At 51.7% G+C, this 21,467-nt stretch carries 18 protein-coding genes; 13 read left to right on the top strand and 5 right to left on the bottom strand.

Annotation, left to right across the window (positions count from 1 at the left end; translation table 11 throughout):
• Positions 1-27 precede the first annotated feature (27 nt).
• The 5 genes from U6B65_06805 to U6B65_06785 all read left to right on the top strand — a co-directional run bounded on the left by U6B65_06805 (position 28) and on the right by U6B65_06785 (position 6,488).
• Positions 28-2,304: an extracellular solute-binding protein gene (locus U6B65_06805; GenBank protein ID WRS28828.1), complete on the top strand. Its 2,277-nt coding sequence runs from the start codon at positions 28-30 to the stop codon at positions 2,302-2,304.
• A 70-nt stretch (positions 2,305-2,374) separates the two neighbouring features.
• Complete coding sequence (locus tag U6B65_06800) at positions 2,375-3,217, top strand: sugar ABC transporter permease (protein WRS28827.1); 843 nt, start codon at positions 2,375-2,377, stop codon at positions 3,215-3,217.
• 13 nt (positions 3,218-3,230) lie between these two features.
• Entirely contained in the window at positions 3,231-4,070 is an 840-nt protein-coding gene (locus U6B65_06795) for a carbohydrate ABC transporter permease (protein WRS28921.1), read from the top strand.
• Positions 4,071-4,074: 4 nt separating this feature from the next.
• Positions 4,075-5,469 (top strand): hypothetical protein, encoded by a 1,395-nt coding sequence (locus U6B65_06790; GenBank protein ID WRS28826.1) that lies wholly within the window; start codon positions 4,075-4,077, stop codon positions 5,467-5,469.
• Positions 5,466-6,488 carry an ABC transporter permease gene (locus U6B65_06785; GenBank protein WRS28825.1) on the top strand — a complete coding sequence of 341 codons (1,023 nt, stop codon included), beginning with the start codon at positions 5,466-5,468 and terminating at the stop codon, positions 6,486-6,488. The genes U6B65_06790 and U6B65_06785 overlap by 4 nt, the downstream gene beginning before the upstream one ends.
• 61 nt (positions 6,489-6,549) lie before the next feature.
• Here U6B65_06785 and U6B65_06780 read toward each other — a convergent pair whose 3' ends face one another.
• The 5 genes from U6B65_06780 to U6B65_06760 all read right to left on the bottom strand — a co-directional run bounded on the left by U6B65_06780 (position 6,550) and on the right by U6B65_06760 (position 13,001).
• On the bottom strand, positions 6,550-7,497 hold the full coding sequence (locus tag U6B65_06780; protein ID WRS28824.1) for an ROK family protein: 948 nt from the start codon (positions 7,495-7,497) through the stop codon (positions 6,550-6,552).
• A 239-nt stretch (positions 7,498-7,736) separates the two neighbouring features.
• Positions 7,737-8,942 (bottom strand): ROK family protein, encoded by a 1,206-nt coding sequence (locus U6B65_06775; protein ID WRS28823.1) that lies wholly within the window; start codon positions 8,940-8,942, stop codon positions 7,737-7,739.
• A gap of 111 nt (positions 8,943-9,053) precedes the next feature.
• Entirely contained in the window at positions 9,054-10,082 is a 1,029-nt protein-coding gene (gene mglC / locus U6B65_06770; GenBank protein ID WRS28822.1) for a galactose/methyl galactoside ABC transporter permease MglC, read from the bottom strand.
• Positions 10,079-11,599, bottom strand: a complete 1,521-nt coding sequence (locus U6B65_06765; protein ID WRS28920.1) for a sugar ABC transporter ATP-binding protein — start codon at positions 11,597-11,599, stop codon at positions 10,079-10,081. The genes mglC and U6B65_06765 overlap by 4 nt, the downstream gene beginning before the upstream one ends.
• A gap of 304 nt (positions 11,600-11,903) precedes the next feature.
• Positions 11,904-13,001 carry a galactose ABC transporter substrate-binding protein gene (locus U6B65_06760; protein ID WRS28821.1) on the bottom strand — a complete coding sequence of 366 codons (1,098 nt, stop codon included), beginning with the start codon at positions 12,999-13,001 and terminating at the stop codon, positions 11,904-11,906.
• A gap of 502 nt (positions 13,002-13,503) precedes the next feature.
• On the opposite strand from U6B65_06760, the gene U6B65_06755 reads away from it, so the two are divergent.
• From U6B65_06755 to U6B65_06720, 8 genes are all read left to right on the top strand, one after another.
• Positions 13,504-14,904 (top strand): SIS domain-containing protein, encoded by a 1,401-nt coding sequence (locus U6B65_06755; protein ID WRS28820.1) that lies wholly within the window; start codon positions 13,504-13,506, stop codon positions 14,902-14,904.
• A gap of 1 nt (position 14,905) precedes the next feature.
• The gene (locus U6B65_06750; GenBank protein ID WRS28819.1) at positions 14,906-15,889 is read left to right on the top strand and encodes a hypothetical protein; all 984 of its coding nucleotides are present in this window, start codon (positions 14,906-14,908) and stop codon (positions 15,887-15,889) included.
• A 40-nt stretch (positions 15,890-15,929) separates the two neighbouring features.
• Positions 15,930-16,979, top strand: a complete 1,050-nt coding sequence (locus tag U6B65_06745; protein WRS28818.1) for a PfkB family carbohydrate kinase — start codon at positions 15,930-15,932, stop codon at positions 16,977-16,979.
• A 353-nt stretch (positions 16,980-17,332) separates the two neighbouring features.
• Entirely contained in the window at positions 17,333-17,968 is a 636-nt protein-coding gene (locus U6B65_06740) for an RpiB/LacA/LacB family sugar-phosphate isomerase (GenBank protein WRS28817.1), read from the top strand.
• A 273-nt stretch (positions 17,969-18,241) separates the two neighbouring features.
• The gene (locus tag U6B65_06735) at positions 18,242-18,919 is read left to right on the top strand and encodes an MgtC/SapB family protein (GenBank protein WRS28816.1); all 678 of its coding nucleotides are present in this window, start codon (positions 18,242-18,244) and stop codon (positions 18,917-18,919) included.
• A gap of 332 nt (positions 18,920-19,251) precedes the next feature.
• The gene (locus U6B65_06730; protein WRS28815.1) at positions 19,252-19,857 is read left to right on the top strand and encodes a sigma-70 family RNA polymerase sigma factor; all 606 of its coding nucleotides are present in this window, start codon (positions 19,252-19,254) and stop codon (positions 19,855-19,857) included.
• A gap of 150 nt (positions 19,858-20,007) precedes the next feature.
• Positions 20,008-20,286 carry a zinc-ribbon domain containing protein gene (locus U6B65_06725; protein WRS28814.1) on the top strand — a complete coding sequence of 93 codons (279 nt, stop codon included), beginning with the start codon at positions 20,008-20,010 and terminating at the stop codon, positions 20,284-20,286.
• A 271-nt stretch (positions 20,287-20,557) separates the two neighbouring features.
• Positions 20,558-21,466, top strand: coding sequence for a TIM barrel protein (locus tag U6B65_06720; protein WRS28813.1), 909 nt, complete (start codon positions 20,558-20,560; stop codon positions 21,464-21,466).
• Position 21,467 lies beyond the last annotated feature (1 nt).

The following is a 21,467-nucleotide window of genomic DNA, read 5'->3' as shown; positions in this document are numbered from 1 at the left end:
AGAGTGAATGAAACTGGAGGAATTTCCATGAAACAAAGCCTGAAAAAAGTGCTGGTAATGGGGTTGAGCCTGTTGCTGGCCCTGACCGCCTGCCAAAAGAGCGGCCAGCCATTCGGTTCCGAAGCCCAAACTGATCCTGTTGCCATGGGCCGGTATATGGAAGAAGAGCTTGAGCTGCCGCAGGGCATAGGGTATGTTCAGTCCTTCCGCCAGTTGGAAAATGGCAAGCTTCGCCTGATTGGCAACCGCACGGCCGACAATATGATTGGGCCGTGGGATGTTTGGGAATCGGCCGATTATGGAAAAACCTGGAATACGGTGGAATTGCCGTGGATTTCTCAGCTGGATAATGCGGTGGTTGTGGCGGCGGATTTCACCTCTGGCGGGGATCTGTATTTACAGGCTATTACCAATGCAAGGGCTGTGATGGAACAGGAATTGGCGAGGGCGGATGAGAAGGCGGAGAGCCAGCCGGTGGAGCCTGTCTATAGCTTTCTTCATGGAGATGCAGCTTCCTTAACTGAGATGGGGTATGAACCTACCTTCACAGAGGAGGGCATCCAGCCTCGGCAGCTTCGCCTTGCCTCCAATGGGGATTTGCTGGTGGATGACCATTTTTCGATCCATCAGGCAAGCCTTGCAGATGGCAAGCTGAAATATACCTATGACGGTTTAGAGGATCGGGAGTATAAGGGAGATTTTCTTACTTATGGGAACACGCTTGCAATTTCTCTTCACAATCAGTTAAAGCTGTATGATCTGAGCACCGGTGAGCTTTTGGAGGAACTGCCCTACGAAGGCGCAACATCGGAACAATCGGGCAAGGGCCGTGCTCTCACCTGGAGCGGGGAGGAAGGTGCCTTTTATTATGTGGATTCCACCGGGCTTTACCGGATGCTTTTGGATGGTGCGGTGACCGAACGGCTTATTGAAGGGGATTTGGTTTCCTTTAGTATGCCCAGTGTAATCCCTTCTGCTCTTATTAAAAATCAAGATGGCAGCTTTACTGTGTTTTGCCGCCAGCGGGAGGAGGGTTTTCGCCTGCTGCGCTATACCTTTGATGCCACCATTCCCCGGCTGCCCAGCACCCAGTTGAGCGTTTATTCGTTGGAAGATAACCAAACCATCCGGCAGGCTATGGGTGTCTTCCAACTGGCAAACCCGGATGTGCGGGTGGATTATCAGGTGGGCATAACAGGGAGTGACGGCATTACACCCGCCGATGCTCTGCGCAGCCTTTCTACACAGATTCTGGCAGGCAAGGGCCCGGATGTGCTGGTGCTGGATGGTATTCCGGTGGAAAGCTATGTCAAGCGGGGTGTGCTGGCGGATTTAAAGGATGTTGTCAGCGAAAAGGCACAATCCGGGGAATTTTTGCCTCACATCGTGAATGCCTTTGAAGAGGATAACCATATCTATGCCATTCCCGCACGGTTCTCGGTACCGGTTCTGCTGGGGGAACAGGAACAGCCCCTTGAAACTATGGAGCAGTTGGCGAATTGGCTGGAAAAACGGGGAGACTTCACCCTTGGGGTGCACCCGGCGCAGTTTATGGAGGTGTTTTACTCCACACATGGGAAAAGCTGGTTTTTAGAGGATGGCACACTGGATCAGCAGGCCTTCGCTGTGGATTTAGCCCAAATGGGCCGCATAGCCGAAAAGCTTCGGGAAAAAGGTTTGGACGAACTGTATGTAGGCGAAGATATGCTGGAACAGGCACTTTATTGGAAAGGCCAGGGCATCGGCGCCGGTCTTGGCGCTCTCAACAGTCTGGCGGATTTAGCCGGGCCGGATGCGGCTATCACGCAAATGGAAAAGGGCCATGTCACGGTGTTCCCTTCATCGGGGGTGTTTGTGCCCAGAACCATCCTCGGCGTTACCGCGGCCTCCGGTCAGCCGGATGAGGCTCGGGCTTTTGTGGAAACGGTGCTCAGATCCCAGGTGCTGGTCAACGATTTTGCGGATGGCCTGCCGGTGAATGTGCAGGCTTTGGAGAAAAACAGTGTATCCCCCTTTTCTGAAGACGACGACGGTTCTTATATTTCTATTTCCTTTGCCACCGATGATGAGGACGGTGAAGGGGAGGTTTATAAGTCGATGGCTATTCAGTACAAATGGCCAGAGGAAGAAAATATGCAGGCTTATCTTGCCATGATCAAGGCGGTTTCGGTTTCCGCTCCTGTGGATACAGTGGTACGCCAGATTTTGATTGAGCAGACAGAGCCTTATTTTCAGGGTGAAAAATCCTTGGAGGAAACCCTTGCCGGGCTGGCCTCCAAGCTGGAGCTTTATCTGGCGGAATAGATGCTAGGCTGAGATAAAAAGAGTGGGCATTGGAAGCAAGGGGGAAGGCAAAATCAAACAGAAGATAAAAATGCGGCGCCCCTCTGGGGGCACCAACCCTTGGTTTTTGCTGCCCAGCCTTATGGGTGTTACCCTGTTTGTGCTGGTTCCCTTTGGGGATGTTCTGCGGCGCTCCTTTGCTTCGGCTATGGGTGGTCAGGCGGTGGGCTTTGCCAACTATACAGCGGTTTTTGCCAACAAGGCCTTTCGGCTGGCTGCTGCCAATACCGGACGCTTTCTGGGGGTGTGCATTCCCATTCTGCTTGCCCTTTCGCTTGTGGTTGCCCTTTGCCTGTATGCGCTGGGGGAGCGGGCAGCCCTTTTCAAAACCAGCCTGCTGATCCCTATGGCGGTTCCGGTGGCCTCGGTGGTGCTGCTGTGGCAGGTGCTTTTTGATGGGCAGGGCCTGACCAACGGCTGGCTTACTGGGGCGGGAGGCAGCGCAGTCAGCTGGATGGATAGCCCCATGGCTTTTTGGGTGCTGGTGGGCAGCTATATCTGGAAGAATCTTGGCTACTGTGTGGTGCTGTGGCTGGCCGGGCTGGCGGGTATCTCTCCCTCACTGTATGAAGCCGCCCGCGTGGATGGAGCGGGCAATGTGCAGATGTTTTTCTGGATCACCCTGCCAAACCTTCTGCCTACCTTATATACCCTGTTGGTGCTCTCCTTGATCAATGCCTTTAAGGTGTTCCGGGAGGCTTATCTCATTGGGGGAGATTACCCCCACACCAGCATCTATCAGCTCCAGCACCTTTTTAACAACTGGTTCCGGGAGCTTTCTATGGATAAGCTTTCTGCCGCCGCTGTGGTGGTGGCGCTAGTGATTTTGGGCTTAATTATGCTGCTGCGCCGTGCATGGGATAAGGAGGACTAAGGCCTTGAAATGGATACGAAAACTTTTACCGGGGGCTTTGCCTCTGGCCTTATCCCTTCTGGTGTGGCTGCCTTTGGCTTTTCTGGGGGGCGGTTCACTCATGAGTGCCCTTGAGCTGAGCGGATATCTGGGGCCTGTGCTTTCGGATACACCCGGGTATGCCTTCTGGCGGCTTTTGCCCTGTTACCCTACACTGGCCCCTTATGTGGAGCTTTTGCTGGATTCCCCTGAATTCTTTGTGATGTTTTGGAATTCGGTGAAGCTGGCGGCAGGCTCTCTGCTGGGCCAGACCTTTGTGGCAATCCCGGCGGCGTGGTGGTTTGCCCGGTGCTCCGGGCGGCGAAGCCGGGGGCTTTTTACACTGTATATTATCCTGATGCTGATGCCTTTTCAGGTTACCATGGTTTCCAGCTATCTGGTCATGGACGGAACAGGGCTTTTGGATACCCATTGGAGCATCCTGCTCCCGGCAATTTTTTCTACCTTTCCCATTTTCATTATGCATCGCTTTTTTAAGGCCATTCCCCAATCGGTTATTGAAGCGGCGCAAATCGATGGTGCAAGCAGTTGGCAGATTTTTTTCCACATCGGCCTGCCTATGGGCAAAAACGGTGTGGCGGCGGCTATGGTGCTGGGATTTCTGGAATACTGGAATCTCATTGAGCAGCCCATGACCTTTTTAAAAAGCAAAACCCTGTGGCCCCTTTCGCTATATCTGCCCCAGATTACAGCGGGGAAAATCGGTCTGGCTTTGGCGGCTTCGGTGATCACGCTGCTGCCCTCCATATTGGTTTTTCTCTATGGGCAGAGCTATCTGGAGCAGGGTATTATGGCCTCGGGCGCAAAGGAGTAAACAAGTGGAGATACTGAAAAGGATATGGAATTTCCGCCCTGACCCACAGGCGATGAGCAGTATAAAAGGGCGGGCACTTCGTATGATGGCTGGATTTTTAGGGCTTATGCTTTGCTGTACCGTGATCTCCCGGGCGGCGGATTCCCTTACTGTGCCGGTGGTGCAGACCGATACGCCAAAGCGCTCCACCGTGGTGCATACTCTTATGGTAGAGGGCATCCTACAGGCCAAGGGAGGCATTCCGGTGGTGTGTGCAGCCGGGGCGGTGGTCCGGGAGGTGGCTGTGCAGGAATCAGACACCGTGGAAGAAGGGGACCTGCTCTTTACTTATGATATCAGTGGTATCCAGCGGGAGATTGCCCAGAAGCAACTGACGGTCAAAAGTCTGCAAACGGAGATTGCGGCACAGGAACAGGCGACCCAACTGGAACAGGAGCGGCAAGGCAAGACACTGGAGCGGGCAAAAGAGGATTATAAAACCATCAAGGAGCTGGAGGATCTCAAGGTAGAGCGGGCGGGCGAGCAGGTTCGTGCAGCCAAGGAGGATCTGCGCAAATACGAAGGGGTTCACCGGGGCGATTATGATGAGTCCGATTTCACCGAAAGTGAGCACAACGCCATGCGCTCTGCCTACCGGGCCAACAGCATTGCCTATGAGCAGGCGCTGGCCGACCGGGATCAGGCTCTCCTGAAGGCGCAGCGGGATATAGACGATGCTCAAAACCAAAAGCCGGATGCTTCTCTTGAGACAAAAAAACTTTCTCTCCAGCAGGCCAATCTGGAACTTTCCACATTATATGAAGCGGTGAAGACCAAAGGGCAGGTGTTGGCGCCGGTGAGCGGCATTGTAACCGGACTTGCCGCTGAGGCGGGTAAGCTGACCACCCAGGAGGCTGCTGTTTTTATTCTGCAGAACCAATCCATGGAGCTTGCTGCCCCGCTGACAGATGCAGAAAAAAAACGGGTGGAAAAGGATTTTCCCGTTACCTTGAGTCTTGCAGGCGAAAACCGTAAATTGGAAGGGCTTGTGGTGGATTCCGTTGCACCCTCCTCTAAAAATGCCGGCGGGTGGCAGCTCACTGTGGGTTTGCCCGAAGGCGCCGGCCTGCCGGGGATGAACGCCTCGGCAGAAATCAAGGGAAAGTCGCAGGTGTATGAAAGCTGTGTGCCCCTTTCGGCCCTGTATGCGGATGGCTCCCAAAAGTATGTACTTGTGGCGGTCGAGACACAAACGGCTCTGGGAACTGAATACACGGCACGGCGGGTGGATGTGCAGGTGCAGGAGCAGAACGAGACCACGGCGGCTGTTTCCGGTGCACTGAGCCGGGAGGATAAGGTGATTGTATCCACCCCCAAAGCGGTGGCGGATGGCGGCCGTATCCGTTTGGAAAATCCATGATGGGCGGTCATAAGCAGGGAATGGGGAGCCGCCTCCTGAAAAAAACATTTCTATGGGTGCTGCTGCTTTTGGCGGTGCTTTGCTGGCGGCTGGGGGAGGCGGGCTGGCGGGAAGCCGATTCCAGTAGCGATTTTGCCACTCTGCGGGGCTTGACCGGGCTGACAGCCGCAAGCCGGGAAAGCATGATCATGCTGGAACAGCGGGCGGCAGAGCCGGTTCCTTTTTCTCTTTGGGCACAGGTAGAAAACCAAAGGGTGGAGGCCTTGGATATAGGCCGAGAAAGCCATGTGGCGGTGCTTTGGGTGGCTGGCAATACCCGGCTGGTGCTGCCCATAGCTCAAACTTTGGCGGAGGAGGATACCACCGGGTGCCTGATTGACCGCCAAACCGCCCAGAAACTGTTTGGCTTGGCCGATCCGGTGGGGGCGCAGATTCTGTATAAAGATCAAGCCTATACAGTGCGGGCGGTTATGGAAATGAAAGCACCCACAATGCTCCTGCGCCCGCAGGAAAAAAACAAGCAGCCGCTGGATTCTCTGACTTTGGCAGGGGGCGAAAAAGGAAAGCTGTTTGCTCTGCGTCACGGCCTTTCGCCGGTGCTGGTGGTGAAAAACAGCAGCTATACCCAGCTTTCACAGGTGCTTGCTGTTCTTCCGGTGTTTACCGCTTGGCTGTTGCTGCTGGAAGCCGTGTGGCGTTGGAAAAAGAGCAGGCGGGCATATCCGGTTCAGTCCCTTTTGGCTATGATGGCGCTGTATGCTCTGTTTACCGCTGGCCTGCTATATGGATTACAGCTTTTGCCGGATCGCTTTATTCCTTCCCGATGGTCGGATTTTTCCTTTTGGCCTTCTGCCTTTGCAGGCTGGCGAGAGGATGCTTTAGCCCTTTTGACTGCGGCGAAAACCCGCCCGGAGCTGCTTCAAATCAGCAGGAGCCTGAAAGCATGGCCGGGTATTCTATCTGCGGGATTGCTATTGCTTCTCAGAAAGCAGGCCCATTGCCAAGCTGTGGTAAAATAAAATGCCCTTCCTTCTATTAGCGAATAAGCCAATAAAAGGGAGGGCGTTGTTGCAGAATTTTTTAAAGTTTTTTGAGCACAAGAGCCGCCGCCCCCAAAAGAGAGGCTTCGTAGCCCAGCTGGGATTGGCGTATTCCCACCCGATTGCTGGGGCGGACAACCTCCGCCTCAATGCGGTGGAGGATAGCGGGCCGGAGAAGTTCCAAATCCCGTGAGACACCGCCGCCCATAAAAACCACGGCGGGATTCAGAAGATTGACCGCCCAAGAAAGCGCCTTGCCCATATAATCCCCGGCTTGGCGGTAAATCTCCATGCCGGTAGGGTTACCCAGCTTAGCCAACTGGGCACAGCCCGGCGCATCGTCGCTCAGTCCGTTTGCTTCCAGCTGATTGCGCAGGGAAGAGGAATCGGCTAAAGCCTCCCGGAAAATACGCCCGATTGCAGTGCCTGAGGCATGCGCCTCCAGACAGCCCGCTCTGCCGCAGGTGCAGGGTCTTGGGTTTTGCTCCTCCACTCTGAAATGCCCGATTTCCCCGGCACAGAAGGAAGCGCCTGCAATCAGATTGCCATCGGAAATCAAGGTGCTCCCGATCCCGGTGCTCACCGTCATCCATATGTAATCCCGCTCCCCGGAACCACCGAACAAAACCTCGGCCAAAGCGCAGTTGTTGGTGTCGTTATCAATGAAAACCGGAATCCCTTGGGGCAGGATAGTCTGGAAGTATTCCACAACCGCCACATCCCGCCACCCGGCGAAGGGTGCATGAAGCAAAAAGCCACGGGCAAAATCCACCATACCCGGCATGCTCACGCCAATTCCTGCCAAGTCGGCCAATTCAGCGGAGCATTCACCAGCCAGCTTTTCCAGAAGCTGTATACAGAGGCGACCGTGTTCCTTGAAGTCAGCGGTATGGGTGGCAAAGGTGATTTTGGCTAAAATCTGCCCTTGCTCATTTGCAATGGCCACAATTGTTTTGGTGCCTCCGATATCCAGTGCGCCGATCAGCATAAGCGTATCACTCCCCCAAAAAATCCCGGCAAGGGAGCGCCGCTCCCTTCATTATTCAAGCGTTTCAATTTGCTTGCATTGACTAGAGCAAGCGAGATCGTTCTTTTATTCGTAATTCTTCTTACGTCGAATTCATTTCGACGTAAGATTTCCACTTTTTGCGGCAAAGCGCCGCAATCCGGGGGGGATATGGGGGGCATTGGATGCCCCCCATAAAGCGTTCGGCTTTATTTGAACGCTCAGTAGTCGTCTATGGCATTGAGAAATGCCTTTTGAATAAACAAAGAGGCCGCACCAACTGCTGCGGAATAGCAGTGGTTGTGTGCCACCCGAAACTCAATGGGGGCGGTTCGCCAGCAGCTATCCTGTGCCACCTGCATCAGCTTGGGGAGGAACAAATCCCCATAGGCGGCCAGCTCTCCGCTGAGCACCACCACATCCGGGTCTAGAATGGCAACAACATTGGCTATAGCCACGCCGGTATAGGCGGCCGCCTGTTGGAAAATATGCAAAATCGAGGATTCCTGCTGGCGGGCGGCCTCAGCGGCGGCTTCCAATGTCAGGGGCTGATCGCCTTCCAGCAGCTTTTCCAAAACAGGAGCAAGACCCAATTGAATGGCCTCACCACATTGCCGCAGAATGTTGTGCACCGAAGCATAGGATTCCAGACACCCATGGTGCCCGCACTGACAGCGGGGGCCATCGGTGTTGATGATCATATGCCCCACCTCGCCGGTGGCACCACTGCGCCCGTGAAAAAGCCGCCCATGAGAAAAGGTGCCCATGCCAATGCCCTTGCAAAGGCGCAGAATCACGAAGTTATCCACACCCTGCACCACGCCCAGATCGTGCTCTGCTACAGCCAAACAATTTGTGTCATGCTCCACGATTACTTCCAAGCCAAACTCGTCTTGAAAAAACCGGCGCAGGTTAAAGCCTTCAAACCCCTGAAAATGGTGAATTTTGATGGAAACACCTTTTTTGGAATCCACATGGCCGGGGAAAGATATTCCGATTCCCTTCACCTCCGCCGGGTCAGCGAGCTGATCCAGAAGGCGGTGAATCATGGCGGTGGCCTGCTCCATAATGGCCGGGCGAAAAACACCCCGCAGAGGCTCGGCCTCCACCAGCTTTTGCCTGCCTTTAAGGTCAATGACCACACCGGTCATACCCTGTAGGTTGATATCCAGCCCTACAATCAGGTTGTGCTCCAGATTGATATCCAGACCCATGGGGGTGCGCCCCACCACGGCACCTTCACTCTGCTGCTCGGTGATGATGCCTTTTTCCAGCAGAAAGCCGGTGATGTTGGATATACTGCCCCAGCTCAGGCCGGTCTCACGCTGGAGTTCCTTTTTCGTAATGGGCCCGCCACAGCGGATAGTATGGAACACTGTGAGCAGGTTGGCGTTGCGCATGGTATCGTGGTTGGCTGCTTTTCTCATAGCCCTTGTCGTGCCTTTCTTTAAATGCAATAGCGGAGGCAGGGCACCCGGCCCCACCTCAACTTTACAGCCAGTATACACTATTTCAGGCGGTTTTAAAAGAGTGATCCCTTAGCGCTTCTTCACGTTTTTGCTGATATCCACGCCTACAGCCGCCACAATGATAAGCCCTTTGAAAATCATCTGCCAGTAAGGATTTACCCCAATAAAGGTAAGGCCATAGTTGATGATACCGAAGATGAATACCCCGGCAATCATACCGGGGATGGTGCCCACACCGCCCGTGTTGGAAACACCGCCCACCACGCAGGCGGCAATGGCATCGAATTCATAGGATGCACCGTAAGCGTTGGTTCCCCCACCGGTGCGTGCGCACTCCAGCACACCGGCCAGCCCGAAGAGAGCGCCGCCGATGGCATAAACCAGCACAGTGGTGGAGGCCACCTTAATGCCGGAAACCAAGGCTGCATCCTTGTTGCCGCCGATGGCGTAAATGTTGCGGCCAAAGGGGGTTTTCTTCAGAATCAACCACACCATTCCCAGTATCAGCAAGGCAATCAGGATAATAATCGGAACAAACCCCACAAACCCGGAGCCAAAGTAGGTGAAATCCTTGCGGATACCGCCAATGGGTTGGGAAGAGTTGGGCGGCAGATCGAAATAGATGGAGTTGATGCCGAAGATAGCCACCTGTGTTCCCAGTGTGGCGATAAAGGCGGGGATGGAAAACTTGGTGATCAAAAAGCCATTGAGCCCTCCAAAAAGAGCGCAGACAGCCACGGCGATCACCACCGGGATAATCAGATTGATCTGAGGCAGATCGGGATAAAAGCGCCGGGAATAATCGGCGGTCTGCATCATGGAGGCGGCAATAACCGCCGCAAGGCCAACCGAACGGCCTGCCGAAAGATCCACGCCGCCCACAATCAGAATTAGCGCCATTCCCGAGGCAATGATCAAACGGGTGGAGTTCTGGATCAGCAAATCCTTGAGTACATTGAGTGAAACAAACATGGGATTAATAATAGCGATGGCCACAATGAGTATGAGCAGAACCACAAAGATAATATTTTGCTGGATAAAATGCAGGGCGTTTCCCCCCGAGGGGCGCCTTCTTTTTACGGCCTGATCTGTTTTCATATTGCAACTCCCTCGTTTTGCTGGGAAACCATGTATTTTGTTGCCAACCGCATAATTGCTTCTTCGCCGATTTCCTCTCCGGTCAGTTCACCTGCTTTTTTGCCCTCACACATTACCATAATCCGGTCGGACATGCCGATTAATTCGGGGGTTTCGGAGGAAATCATAATAATACTCTTACCCTGACTGGCTAAATCCACCATCATGGTATAAATTTCGTATTTACTTCCCACATCAATGCCACGGGTGGGCTCATCCAGCAGGAGAATATCCGGCTCTGTGATCAGCCACCGGGCAAACAGTGCCTTTTGCTGGTTTCCGCCGGAAAGGTTGCTGATGGGTGTGGAAAGGGAAGGCGTTTTCACCGAAAGACGCTTGGTGCTGTCTGAGGCGGCCTCCTTGCATCTTCGATCCTGAATAAAGCCCAGCTTGCTGCAAAACTGCCGCAGGCTGGAAATGACAATGTTCTCCTGCACGCTGAGCACCGGGAAAATACCGGTCTTGCGCCGCTCCTCGGTGAGCAGAGCCATACCGCAGGCCATGGCATCGTTGGGGCATGTAATCTTGACCGGCTTTCCGTCTACCTGAATGCTCCCCTTTTCCAATGAGCGGATGCCGAATACAGCCTCGATCAACTCAGTGCGCTGAGCGCCCACCAGCCCACCGATTCCCAGAATTTCACCTTTTTTCAGCTCAAAGGAGATGTTCTTGAAGGAGTGGGGGAAGGGCGAGGTGTAATCCGAAACCGAGAGCACCACATCCTCCTCCACTTTGTTAAGTCTGGGAGGAAAGCGGTTTTTCAAATCCCGGCCCACCATACGGGAGATAATCAGGTCGGTGGTCAGCTCAGAGGCGGGCCAAGTGCCCACCATGCTGCCATCCCGCATAATGGAAACCTCGTCTGAGATGCGCAGAATTTCCTCCATTTTGTGGGAGATATAAATGATAGAGACGCCCTGAGAGCGCAGTTCACCAATGATTTTAAAAAGTGTTTCCACCTCGTGCTCCGTGAGGGAGGAGGTGGGTTCATCCATAATGATCACCTTGGAATGATAGGTAACTGCCTTGACAATTTCAATGGCCTGTAATTGCGAAACGGATAAATCCCCGGCCAGCCGATTGGGGTCGATATCCATATCCAGCTCCTTTAAAAAGGCGAGGCTGTCGGCATACATTTTTTTCTGATCCACGAATCGGATCGGTCCGATTCCAAAGGTGGGCAGACGTCCAAGCCAGATGTTCTCCTTTACCGTTAAAAAGGGTTCCGGCTGCAGCTCCTGATGAATCATGGTCAGCCCGCCTTGCAGTGCTTCCCCGGAGCTTACAAAATTGACCTCATGGCCATCCAGTATGATGGTGCCGCTGTCTTTGGTATAAATACCGAATAGGCACTTCATCAACGTGGATTTACCGGCGCCGTTTTCCCCCATAAGAGCGTGGACTGTTCCCGGGCGAACCCTGAGGGTAACATCATCCAGTGCTTTTACAGCAGGAAAGTTCTTGGAAATGCCGTTCATTTCCAGTATGTATTCCACGGTTTATTCCCCTTCCTCTATCGAGTATGAAGCCGGTATAGACCGCCTATGGCGGTTAGCGGCAGATTGCCGCTGTTTAAAACCACGTTTCGGTTTTAAACCTATACAACTATAGACCTTCCACCGGGTCTGCACCGTTTGGGAGCCGGCTGAATTGTTCTCACAAAGAAGCAGTGAAAGTGCAGGGCTTTTGGCTTGGGATGGAAAGCCCCTGCACTTTATTTACACTGCCCGGCCTCTCGGAACACAGACAAAGCCCGCATTCCGGGAGACTTTCTGCTCAGGCTTACCGGAAGTCAGCCAGATTTTCCTTGGTTACAGCCACGTAGGGAATCCAGACATATTGTTTATCGGTAACGGTGTAGCTGAAATTGCTGCTGGTGGGTTTCTCGCCCTTGGCAAGCAGATGGGTCAGCTCGGCAACTGCGCCGCCCTGATTCACGGCATCGTTGAGTGCGGTGGCCAGCATGGTGCCTTCTTCGATAGCAACCTTACCGGGCTCGGTGGCATCCACGCCCACAACAGGCATAAACTTATCACCGGTAAAATAGCCGCCGGCCTTGAGAGCTTCAATAGCACCCAGAGCCATATCATCGTTGTTGGCAAGAACAGCTTCAATCTTATCGCCATGAGCGGCAAGGAAAGCCTGCATTTTGTTCTGGCCGTCAACACGGTTCCACATGGCGGTATCTTCGGCCAGCTTTTCTACCTTGATACCGGCGGCTTCGAGAGCCTTGATGGAATATTCAGTGCGCAGCTCGGCATCCTGATGGCCCGGCTCGCCCTTGAGCATGGCATACTGAAGAACGCCATCGCCGTTTTTATCTGCATCGGGATTGGCCAGCCAATAAGCGGCCAGCGCCTGCCCCTGAATGGTGCCCGATTCTTCGGCTTTCGCGCCTACATAATAGACATTTTCCCACTTGGCCATATGCTCGGGGAAGGGCTCGGTGTTAAAGAACACCACAGGGATGTTGGCGCACATAGCCTTTTCAATAACAAGATCGGAGGCACTGCGCTCCTGCATGTTGATGCCCAATGCGTTGTATTTCTTGGTGATGAACATATCAACCTTATCGTTCTGGGTGGTCTGCGAGGCTTGGGAATCTACGATATCCACCTTAAAGCCCAATTCATCGGCTTTGGCGGAAATGGCATTGCGCTCTTCAGTCAGGAAGGTATCATCAAATTTGCGGATTGCCACGCCAACGGTAATGTCGGCTGCGGCGGGGGCAGAGGATGCGGCTGCCTGCGAGGAAGAAGCGGGAGCAGCAGGTGCGGCAGGTGCTGCGCTGGATGCAGCGGGAGCGGCTCCGCCGCCGCAGCCGGTAAGGGCGGCCAGCATCAGTGTTGCCGCCAATGCTGCGGAAAGAGTCTTTTTCATATGGTTGCCTCCTTTTTGTAAGTCGATGTTGTTTTTTTATACGAATTTCAAAGAACCCGGCAGGCTCTTCGAAAAGTCGCAGATTAATGTGGGGTCTTGCGGGCAAGACCCGGCAGCATACGGACATACCGTGAATAGCGGCAATTTTCTTCATTGAAAAAGGCACAGCAGCACGTTTTATATACTGGTTGCCTGAAGAATCTGGATGAGAATTATGTCACGTTATGATACAAATAGAGTAGCACAAACAAAAAGCATATGCAATAGAATTTTGCAATATTAATAGTAATATAATTAATATGTAATTATTTTGTTTATTTTATATATAAATTTGCGAATTAAATTCCCGAATAAAAAATATAAAAACCCCATTCCATTTTGAATTACATCATGTTATGATATAATCACCGCAATATAGAAACCTTGCATTTCGCCTGAGCATCCCTCGATCAGCGATATGTTCAGGCGGCATCCACCCATTACATAGAAGGAGGAAACAGCTATGAAAATTGACACAGCAACCCTTGAGCAGGATTTGCAGGCTTATACCCAGGTGGTGGCCGATCAGGTAATGAAAACCAATTTCGCTCTGTTGGCTGAAATCATAGAGGTGATGATTCAGGCCAAATTCAAGGGGAAGAAGATCTTTACAGCCGGCAACGGGGGCAGTGGTTCCACCGCTTCCCATATGGCCAACGATTTCCTCAAGGGGTGTCGTGCCCACAACCGGGAAGGCTTTAACATTGAAAGTCTGGCCGATTCCTCCGCTATTATCACATGCTTGGCCAACGATTTTGCCTATGAGGATTCTTATTCCATACAGGTTCGCACCAAGGGAACAAGGGGGGATGTTCTGGTGGTGTTCAGCGGCAGCGGCAATTCACCCAATATCGTAAAAGCGGTTGAGGCCGCCAATGAGATGGGGATGATTACCATCGGCTTCTCCGGCCGGGATGGCGGCCGCATCCGGCAGCTTTGCCAGTATATCCTGCTGGCGCCTACCGACTGTATGGAGCAGCTTGAGGATATGCATATGATCTATGAACATGCTATGGCCACCATGACCCGCCAGACCTTGGAGGACTTATGGGGCATGGAAATTGTCCGTTATCCCCGGCATCCGGGGAAAATCAAAGCGGCGCTGTTTGATTTTGACGGCACAGTCAGCCTGATTCGGGAAGGCTGGCAGGATATTATGATTCCTTACTTTATCGAGGTTCTATCCGAAACGCCCGGAGCGGAGGAATCGAAGGAATTGCAGCAGTGCGTGCGGGATTTTGTGGATCGCCTGACAGGCAAGCAAACCGTTTTCCAGTGTATCCGGTTGGATGAAGAGGTCATCAAGCGGGGCGGTTCCCACCGTGATCCCATGGAATACAAAGCGGAATATCTGCGCAGGCTGGGGCTTCATATCGCCCACCGACATGCGGATTTAAAAGCAGGCGCAGACCCGGAGCAGTATCTTGTGCCGGGTATTTCGGATTTGCTGAAAGCCTTGCAGGCGCAGGGTATCAAATGCTATTTGGCCAGTGGCACTGATCATGAAAATGTGCTGGAGGAAGCCCAGCTGCTTAAAATCCGTGAGCTGTTTGATGGGGGCATCTGGGGCGCTTTGGATACGCAGGCCAGCAACTGCACCAAAACGCAGGCAATCAAGCGCATTATAGAAGAAAACAAAATTGATCCCACTGAGCTGGTTTCCTTTGGGGATGGATATGTGGAAATTGAGCTGGTGGCGGGCTTGGGCGGTTATACCTTTGGCGTGGCCACCGATGAGGTTCGGCGCAAGGGCATCAACGCATGGAAGCGCCGCCGCCTGCTGGAAGCGGGAGCGGATGCTATCATCCCGGATTTTGCCTGCCCCGAAAGCATCCTCCGGTTTATCACAGAGGGGGTACGCTGAAATGCCCTTCCCGCTTTTTGACCGCTCTCAGCTGAACATTCTGCCCTTAGAACAGCGCATTCATGATGTAAACATTCAGGTGGTCACCGGTCTTGACGATCCGATTCCGCCTTTTGAAAACCCTGATTTGGATAGTATTGCACAGGATGTGATTGCCGCCCGCCGAGACCAAAGCTCCACTGTGCTGATGATGTATGGTGCCCATGTCATCCGCACCGGCAACGCCCTCCATATGATTGAGCTGATGCGCAGGGGGCTGGTGACCCATTTTGCTACCAACGGCGCCGGTTCCATCCATGATTTTGAGCTGGCTATGATTGGCGATACCTGCGAAAGCGTGGCTAAATATATCAGCGAAGGCCAGTTTGGCCTCTGGCAGGAAACCGGTCTCCTAAACGATGTGATTGTGCAGGGTGCGGCGGATGGTTTGGGTTGGGGAGAGGCCGTAGGGCGCTACATATGGGAGCAGAACTTCCCTTATCGGGAAAAAAGCGTGCTGGCCATGGGCTATAAGCTGGGGGTTCCCTGCACGGTGCACATCGGCATCGGCAACGATATCATCCACGAGCATCCCAATTGCAGCGGGGCGGCGATGGGGGAGACCTCTTACCGGGATTTTCTCATCTATGCCCAGAGCGTAACCCGGCTTGAGGGTGGAGTGTTCCTCAATTTCGGTTCGGCAGTAGCCGGGCCGGAGGTGTATCTCAAAGCTTTGGCTATGGCACGAAACGTAGCCCACCAGAGAGGAGAAAAAATCGCCCATTTCACCACAGCGGTTTTTGATCTTCTGGCGATCAAGGGCAATGATTTTTCTGCGGCACCTCCCAAGACTGACCCGCGGTATTACTTCCGCCCGTGGAAGACCATTCTGGCCCGCACTGTGGCGGATGGTGGCAAAAGCCACTACATTCAGGGGGAGCATCAGTTGACGGTTCCGCACCTGACCCGCAAAATTTTGGCACTGGATACCGGCTGGAAGGAATAACCCGGCCGAAAAATATACACATTGATCGGAGAGGAGAAGTATGTCCTTTGACATTGAGAGGATTATCCAAACTGTAAGCGAAGCTTCCCGGTGCAAAATCACTGTGATGGGCGATTATTGCTTGGATAAATACCTGTATATCGATCCCGCCCGGGATGAGCCTTCGGTGGAAACCGGCCTGACAGCTTATCAGGTGCATCGAAAAGCCTTATATGCCGGTGTGGGTGGAACCATTGCGAACAATTTGAGGGCGTTGGGTGCCCGAGTTGGCTGTGTGGGCTTGGTGGGGATGGACGGAGAAGGCTATGACCTGATGGCCTGCCTTGAAAAGATTGGTGCCGAAACCCGGGGAATGGTTTTGAGCAGGCAGATATGCACCAGCACCTATGTAAAGCCCATGCGCAAAGGAAAAAGCGGCCATTACACGGAAATGAACCGTTTTGACAGCCGCAATTTTAACCCCACCCCGCCTGATTTGCAGGAGCAGCTGCTGGAGGCTCTGCTGGCTTCTGCGGAGGATTCCCATGCGGTGATTGTGACCGATCAGTTCTTGGAGCGGGATTATTCGGCGGTTACCACACACATACGCAAAAAGGTATCCGAAATGGCAAGGCAGATGCCGGAAAAATTCTTTTATGCCGATTCCAGGGGCTTTGTGGATGAATACCGCAGTATGCTGGTGAAGTGCAATCATTTGGAGGTTGTTCGGTGCATTCGCCCAGAGCATAACGGTGAGATTTCACAGGAAATGGTTCTGGAATGCGGTCGTCAGGTTGCTCTGCGCAATGAGCGCCCGGTTTTTGTAACCATGGGCGAAAGAGGCTCGCTGGTTTTTGAAGAGGGAAGGGTGCAGGAAATTCCCGCCTTTCCGGTAATTGGCCCGGTGGATATTGTGGGGGCGGGGGACGCCACCAATGCGGGGATTGTGCTGGGGCTTTCGCTGGGGCTTTCCCCTGCTGAGGCGGCCTTGGTGGGGAATTGTGTCGCTTCGCTGACCATTCAGCAGATCGGGGTTACTGGAACTGCCACTATGGAACAGGTGCGGGAGCGTCTTTCCTCTTTGCAGGCGCAGGCTTCTGCATTAAGATGAGTGCAAATCCAAACGGTTAACCCGCCTATGCAAAAAAGCATGGACCTATGACTTGATGTTTGAACCCGAAAGCCTGCACAGGTTTTCGGGTTTAGCGTTCTTTAGAAAAGCGGGGGAACACAACATTCTGCTGTGTTGAAGTTTGGCTACTACGATGAGCAGATGGTTCTGAGGGGGCTGGAAAAGGCAGTGGCCATTTCTTCCTTTTATATCGAAAAATGGCAAATAATTGCCAAATAAAAGAAAAGTAAGCAGAAGATACCGTTTGGATATTCATTGACGGAGCAGGTGGCGGGTGCTATAATGAACAGGAAAAATCCTTTACACATTGATTCAAAAAAGGAGACACTGTCATGAAAATTGCTCTTGTCATGGAATGGAGCCAATCCAGCAAAAATGAAATTGTTTATAACACCCTGAAAGAGGTTGCTGAGTCTAAGGGACATACTGTTGATAACTATGGCCAGTATAATCTGGAAGATCACCGTATGACTTACAATCAGGCTGCAATCCTAATTTCTACTTTGCTGGAATCCGGTGCAGCTGATTTTGTGGTTACTGGCTGCGGCACTGGTGAGGGCGCTTGTGTGGCCTCCAATGCAATGCCCGGTGTTGTCTGCGGTTTGGTTACTGAGCCCACCGATGCATTTCTGTTCACCCAGGTCAACAACGGCAACTGCATTTCTCTTCCCTTTGCCAAAGGCTATGGCTGGGGCGGCGAAATCAACCTTCGCTATACCTTTGAGAAGCTGTTTGAGAAAGAAGGCGGCGGCGGTTATCCCCCCGAAGCAGCTGCTTCCGAGAAAACCAATGCCCGCATCCTCAATGAGCTGAAGGCTGTGGCTCATCAGGATATCAAATATATTCTCAAAAATGCCAACCGTGAGCTGGTTAAAGCTTCTTTTGGCGGCCCGAATACCCTCAAGCTGTTTTATGCCAACTGCAAGGATGATTCCATCGCTGAGACTGTGAAGGAAGTACTTGCCTAATTTATTGAATACCATCCCTTTGGGATCAACAATCCGGCCGGAATCTGGGCAGACTTCTCCAGATTTCGGCCGGATTTCTATAGTGGAACATTTAAAATATAAAATAGAGCCTTAAATGCAGGATATCCAACAAAATATCAACCAATTATACAAATTATTAAATTGACACAGCCTAAAATTGTTGTTAAAATACAATATAGATAAAGAATTAGTTAAGACATGCCAGTTTATAATCAATTGATGTTCGCTCAATAGTTTTAGGGGATGAATGGTATGTTTGTGGATATGGAGGCTTTGTCGATTTGCGCCAAGCTGCTGCTGGCGGTGCTCTGCGGCGGTATTATCGGCAGTGAGCGTGGGAACAAGGGCCGCCCCGCAGGCTTCCGAACACATATACTGGTCTGCCTTGGATCGGCCTTAACCATGATGACCAGCGATTTCATTATTCGTACATACGATTCTGCTACCGACCCGGCCCGCCTGGGCGCGCAGGTTATCAGTGGCATCGGCTTTTTAGGTGCGGGCACTATTATTGTAACAGGCAAGCATCAGGTGAGGGGCCTTACCACGGCGGCGGGGCTGTGGGCCTCGGCCTGTATGGGCCTTGCCATCGGCATTGGTTATTATAAAGGAGCGCTGCTGGCTTGCTTTTTTATCTGGTTTGTGTCCGCTGTGCTGCACAATCTGGATCAGTATCTTTCCTCCCGGTCTCAGGTGGTGACGGTATATGTGGAGTTTGAAAGCCATGGGGTGATCAGTGCGATGATTGAATGCCTCAAAAAAGACAACATCCGCCTAAGTGATATGGAGATTATTGGTGTTGGCCGAACCTCTGCCGATGCGGCTCTTTCTGCTATTTTGTCTCTGCGCCTTCCTAAAAAACAGAGCCATGCGGAAATTCGTAATATTTTAAGGGGGATGCAAGGAATTTTATACGTGGAAGAATTGTAGTCCCACCATGGAATTTAGAAGTACTTACCCTTTTCTGGTAGACATTCATGTAATTTTCATAGTGAATAGAATGCAAAAAAGCTATGGAAAATGGCATAAAATCGTGGTTTTAATTTGGCACCAAGGGCAGAATGTCAAGCAAAAAAAGCTTTGATTGTGCAAATTGTACAACTAAATTGAGAATGTCTCTCATATAAAATTAATTTAGTTGAATAAAGGCGATAGTAATAGGAAATTAGGCAATAATAAATTTAACAAAAGTATTGACTTTTACTTAGTATTAAGTTAAGATAAGAAAGGTAAAATACAACAATGTTTTTGGTGATTGTTTCATGAAAGCAGATGGCCAAGCTGATTGTACTACCATTGCAGATGCGAAGCTGGCTCTCCTTGCTGGGCAGGGGGATACGCAGGCTTTCGATTGTTTGCTGATTCGGTACATGCCCCTTGTTAAAAGACATGCTGCCCGCTATTCCAATGTATCGGGAATCGACCCTGAGGATTTTCTTCAAGAGGGTATGCTGGCACTGTTTAAGGCGGCCAAGAGCTACGATGATCGTTTTCAGGTTCAGTTTTCTACTTATGCCTTCAGGTGCATCGGCAATTCCATGATAACTGCTGTTAAAAAACATATGAAAAGTGCTCATCAAAATACCAACGTTTACATTGATATCTCTGACGAACAGTGGCTTTCTAGGGAAACAGCCTCCCGCCGTATCCCAGAATTGCCTGAAGAGCAGTTTATTGACATGGAAACTGCACAGCTGCAGCAGCAGCTTATGCGATCACTTTTATCTGATTTTGAATGGCAGGTATTGCGCCTCTATCTCGATGGTGGCAGCTATCAGCAAATTGCTCTTGTTCTGCAAACAACTACCAAAGCTGTAGATAACGCACTGCAAAGAGTTAGGAGAAAACTGAAAACTTATACCAGGTAATTACTTTTTGCACAGCACATAGTCAACCGGTCCCCCTCTTGGGGACTGTAAATATGCCCTTGGCCCAAAAAAAGCAGAGCATTGTATCTCAATCTCGACGTTTTTCAATCCACGGGTAAATCTTTTAAGCTTAAGCGAGGTAAAAAAAGAATGTATGCAGACAAGAATTTGAATTGCAAAGAATGTGGATCTGAGTTTGTATTCACAGCAGGCGAGCAGGAGTTTTATGCAGAGAGAGGCTTTGTTAATGAGCCCCAGAGATGCAAAGGCTGCCGCGATGCCCGTAAGAATGCTTCCAGACCCGAGAGAGAGATGTTCACTGCTACTTGCGCTGGCTGCGGCTCTGAAGCGAAGGTTCCCTTCCGCCCCAGAGAAGACAGACCTGTTTATTGCAGCGATTGCTATGCCAAGATGAAGGAAGAGCAATAATCTCAAAATCACCTGCGCCCCCACCCATTCGGGTGGGGGCGCTTATTTTATGCCATGAGATCTTGTGCTATTGCCAAAGCTAGTGTATAATATATTGGGCAAGCTCTACCAAAGATGTAGCAGCTGCAAACGCAGGTTGAAATAAGCAAAAAAAACCAGCGGCAATCAGGTATTCCCAGCTGGCTTTGGGGATCAGCAGAATAGCTGCTAGAGTTTTGTACAAAATCCCCATGTGGATATAAAATAATTAAAAATGGAAGGGGAAAACGACATGAAAGAATCCATGCACAAGTATATGAAGGTAGGCCTGATTCATTTTATGGCTTATCCTGCAACAATGGGAGGAGAAGGTCCTGTTCTGGAAACCGTTCGCCGGATTCTGGAGGATGATTATTTCGATGCTCTGGAGCTGACCCACATTGAAGATAAAGAGGTTCGCGCACAGGTTGCCAAACTGGTGAATGAATCCGGTGCTTTTATGACCTTTGGCGCACAGCCCTGCCTGCTTCGCACCAAGCAGAATGTGAATTCTCTGGATGAAGCCGAGAGGCAGACTGCACTGGCCAATCTGAAGGATAAAATCGATGAGGCTTATGCAATCGGTGCACAGAGTTTCGCGTTCCTTTCGGGCAAATACGAGGATGCCACCCGGGAGCAATCCTACAAAAAGCTGGTGGAATCCTGCATTGAGCTTTGCCAGTATGCCAAGAGCAAGGGCGATATGCCGGTGAATCTGGAAGTGTTCGACTACGATGTGGAAAAATGCTCTCTGATTGGGCCCTCCACTTTGGCCAAACGTTTGGCTGAGGAGGTTCGGGAAACCTGCGGCAACTTTGGTCTGATGGTTGATCTCAGCCACATTCCCCAAATTCACGAAACAATTCGGGATAATCTGCTGCCGGTGGCTCCCTATATCTGCCACGCTCATATGGGCAATGCGGTTATGACCCCCGGCGCTGCCGCTTATGGTGATCAGCATCCTCGCTTTGGTTTCCCCAACAGCTGCAACGGTGTGGATGAACTGGCCGAATATCTGCGGGTTCTCATGGAGATTGGTTATCTGCAGGCCGATAAGCCCCGCATTGTCAGCTTTGAAGTTAAGCCTTGGGGTGATGAAGATCCCGAAATGGTTATTGCCAATGCCAAGCGCACTTTGAATCAGGCTTGGGCTAAAGTTTAAT

It is taken from the genome of Oscillospiraceae bacterium MB08-C2-2 (assembly GCA_035621215.1).
Lineage (GTDB): Bacteria > Bacillota > Clostridia > Oscillospirales > Ruminococcaceae > WRAV01.
The sequence above is the reverse complement of the archived record's forward strand: the minus strand, read 5'-3'. Positions and strand labels throughout refer to the sequence as shown.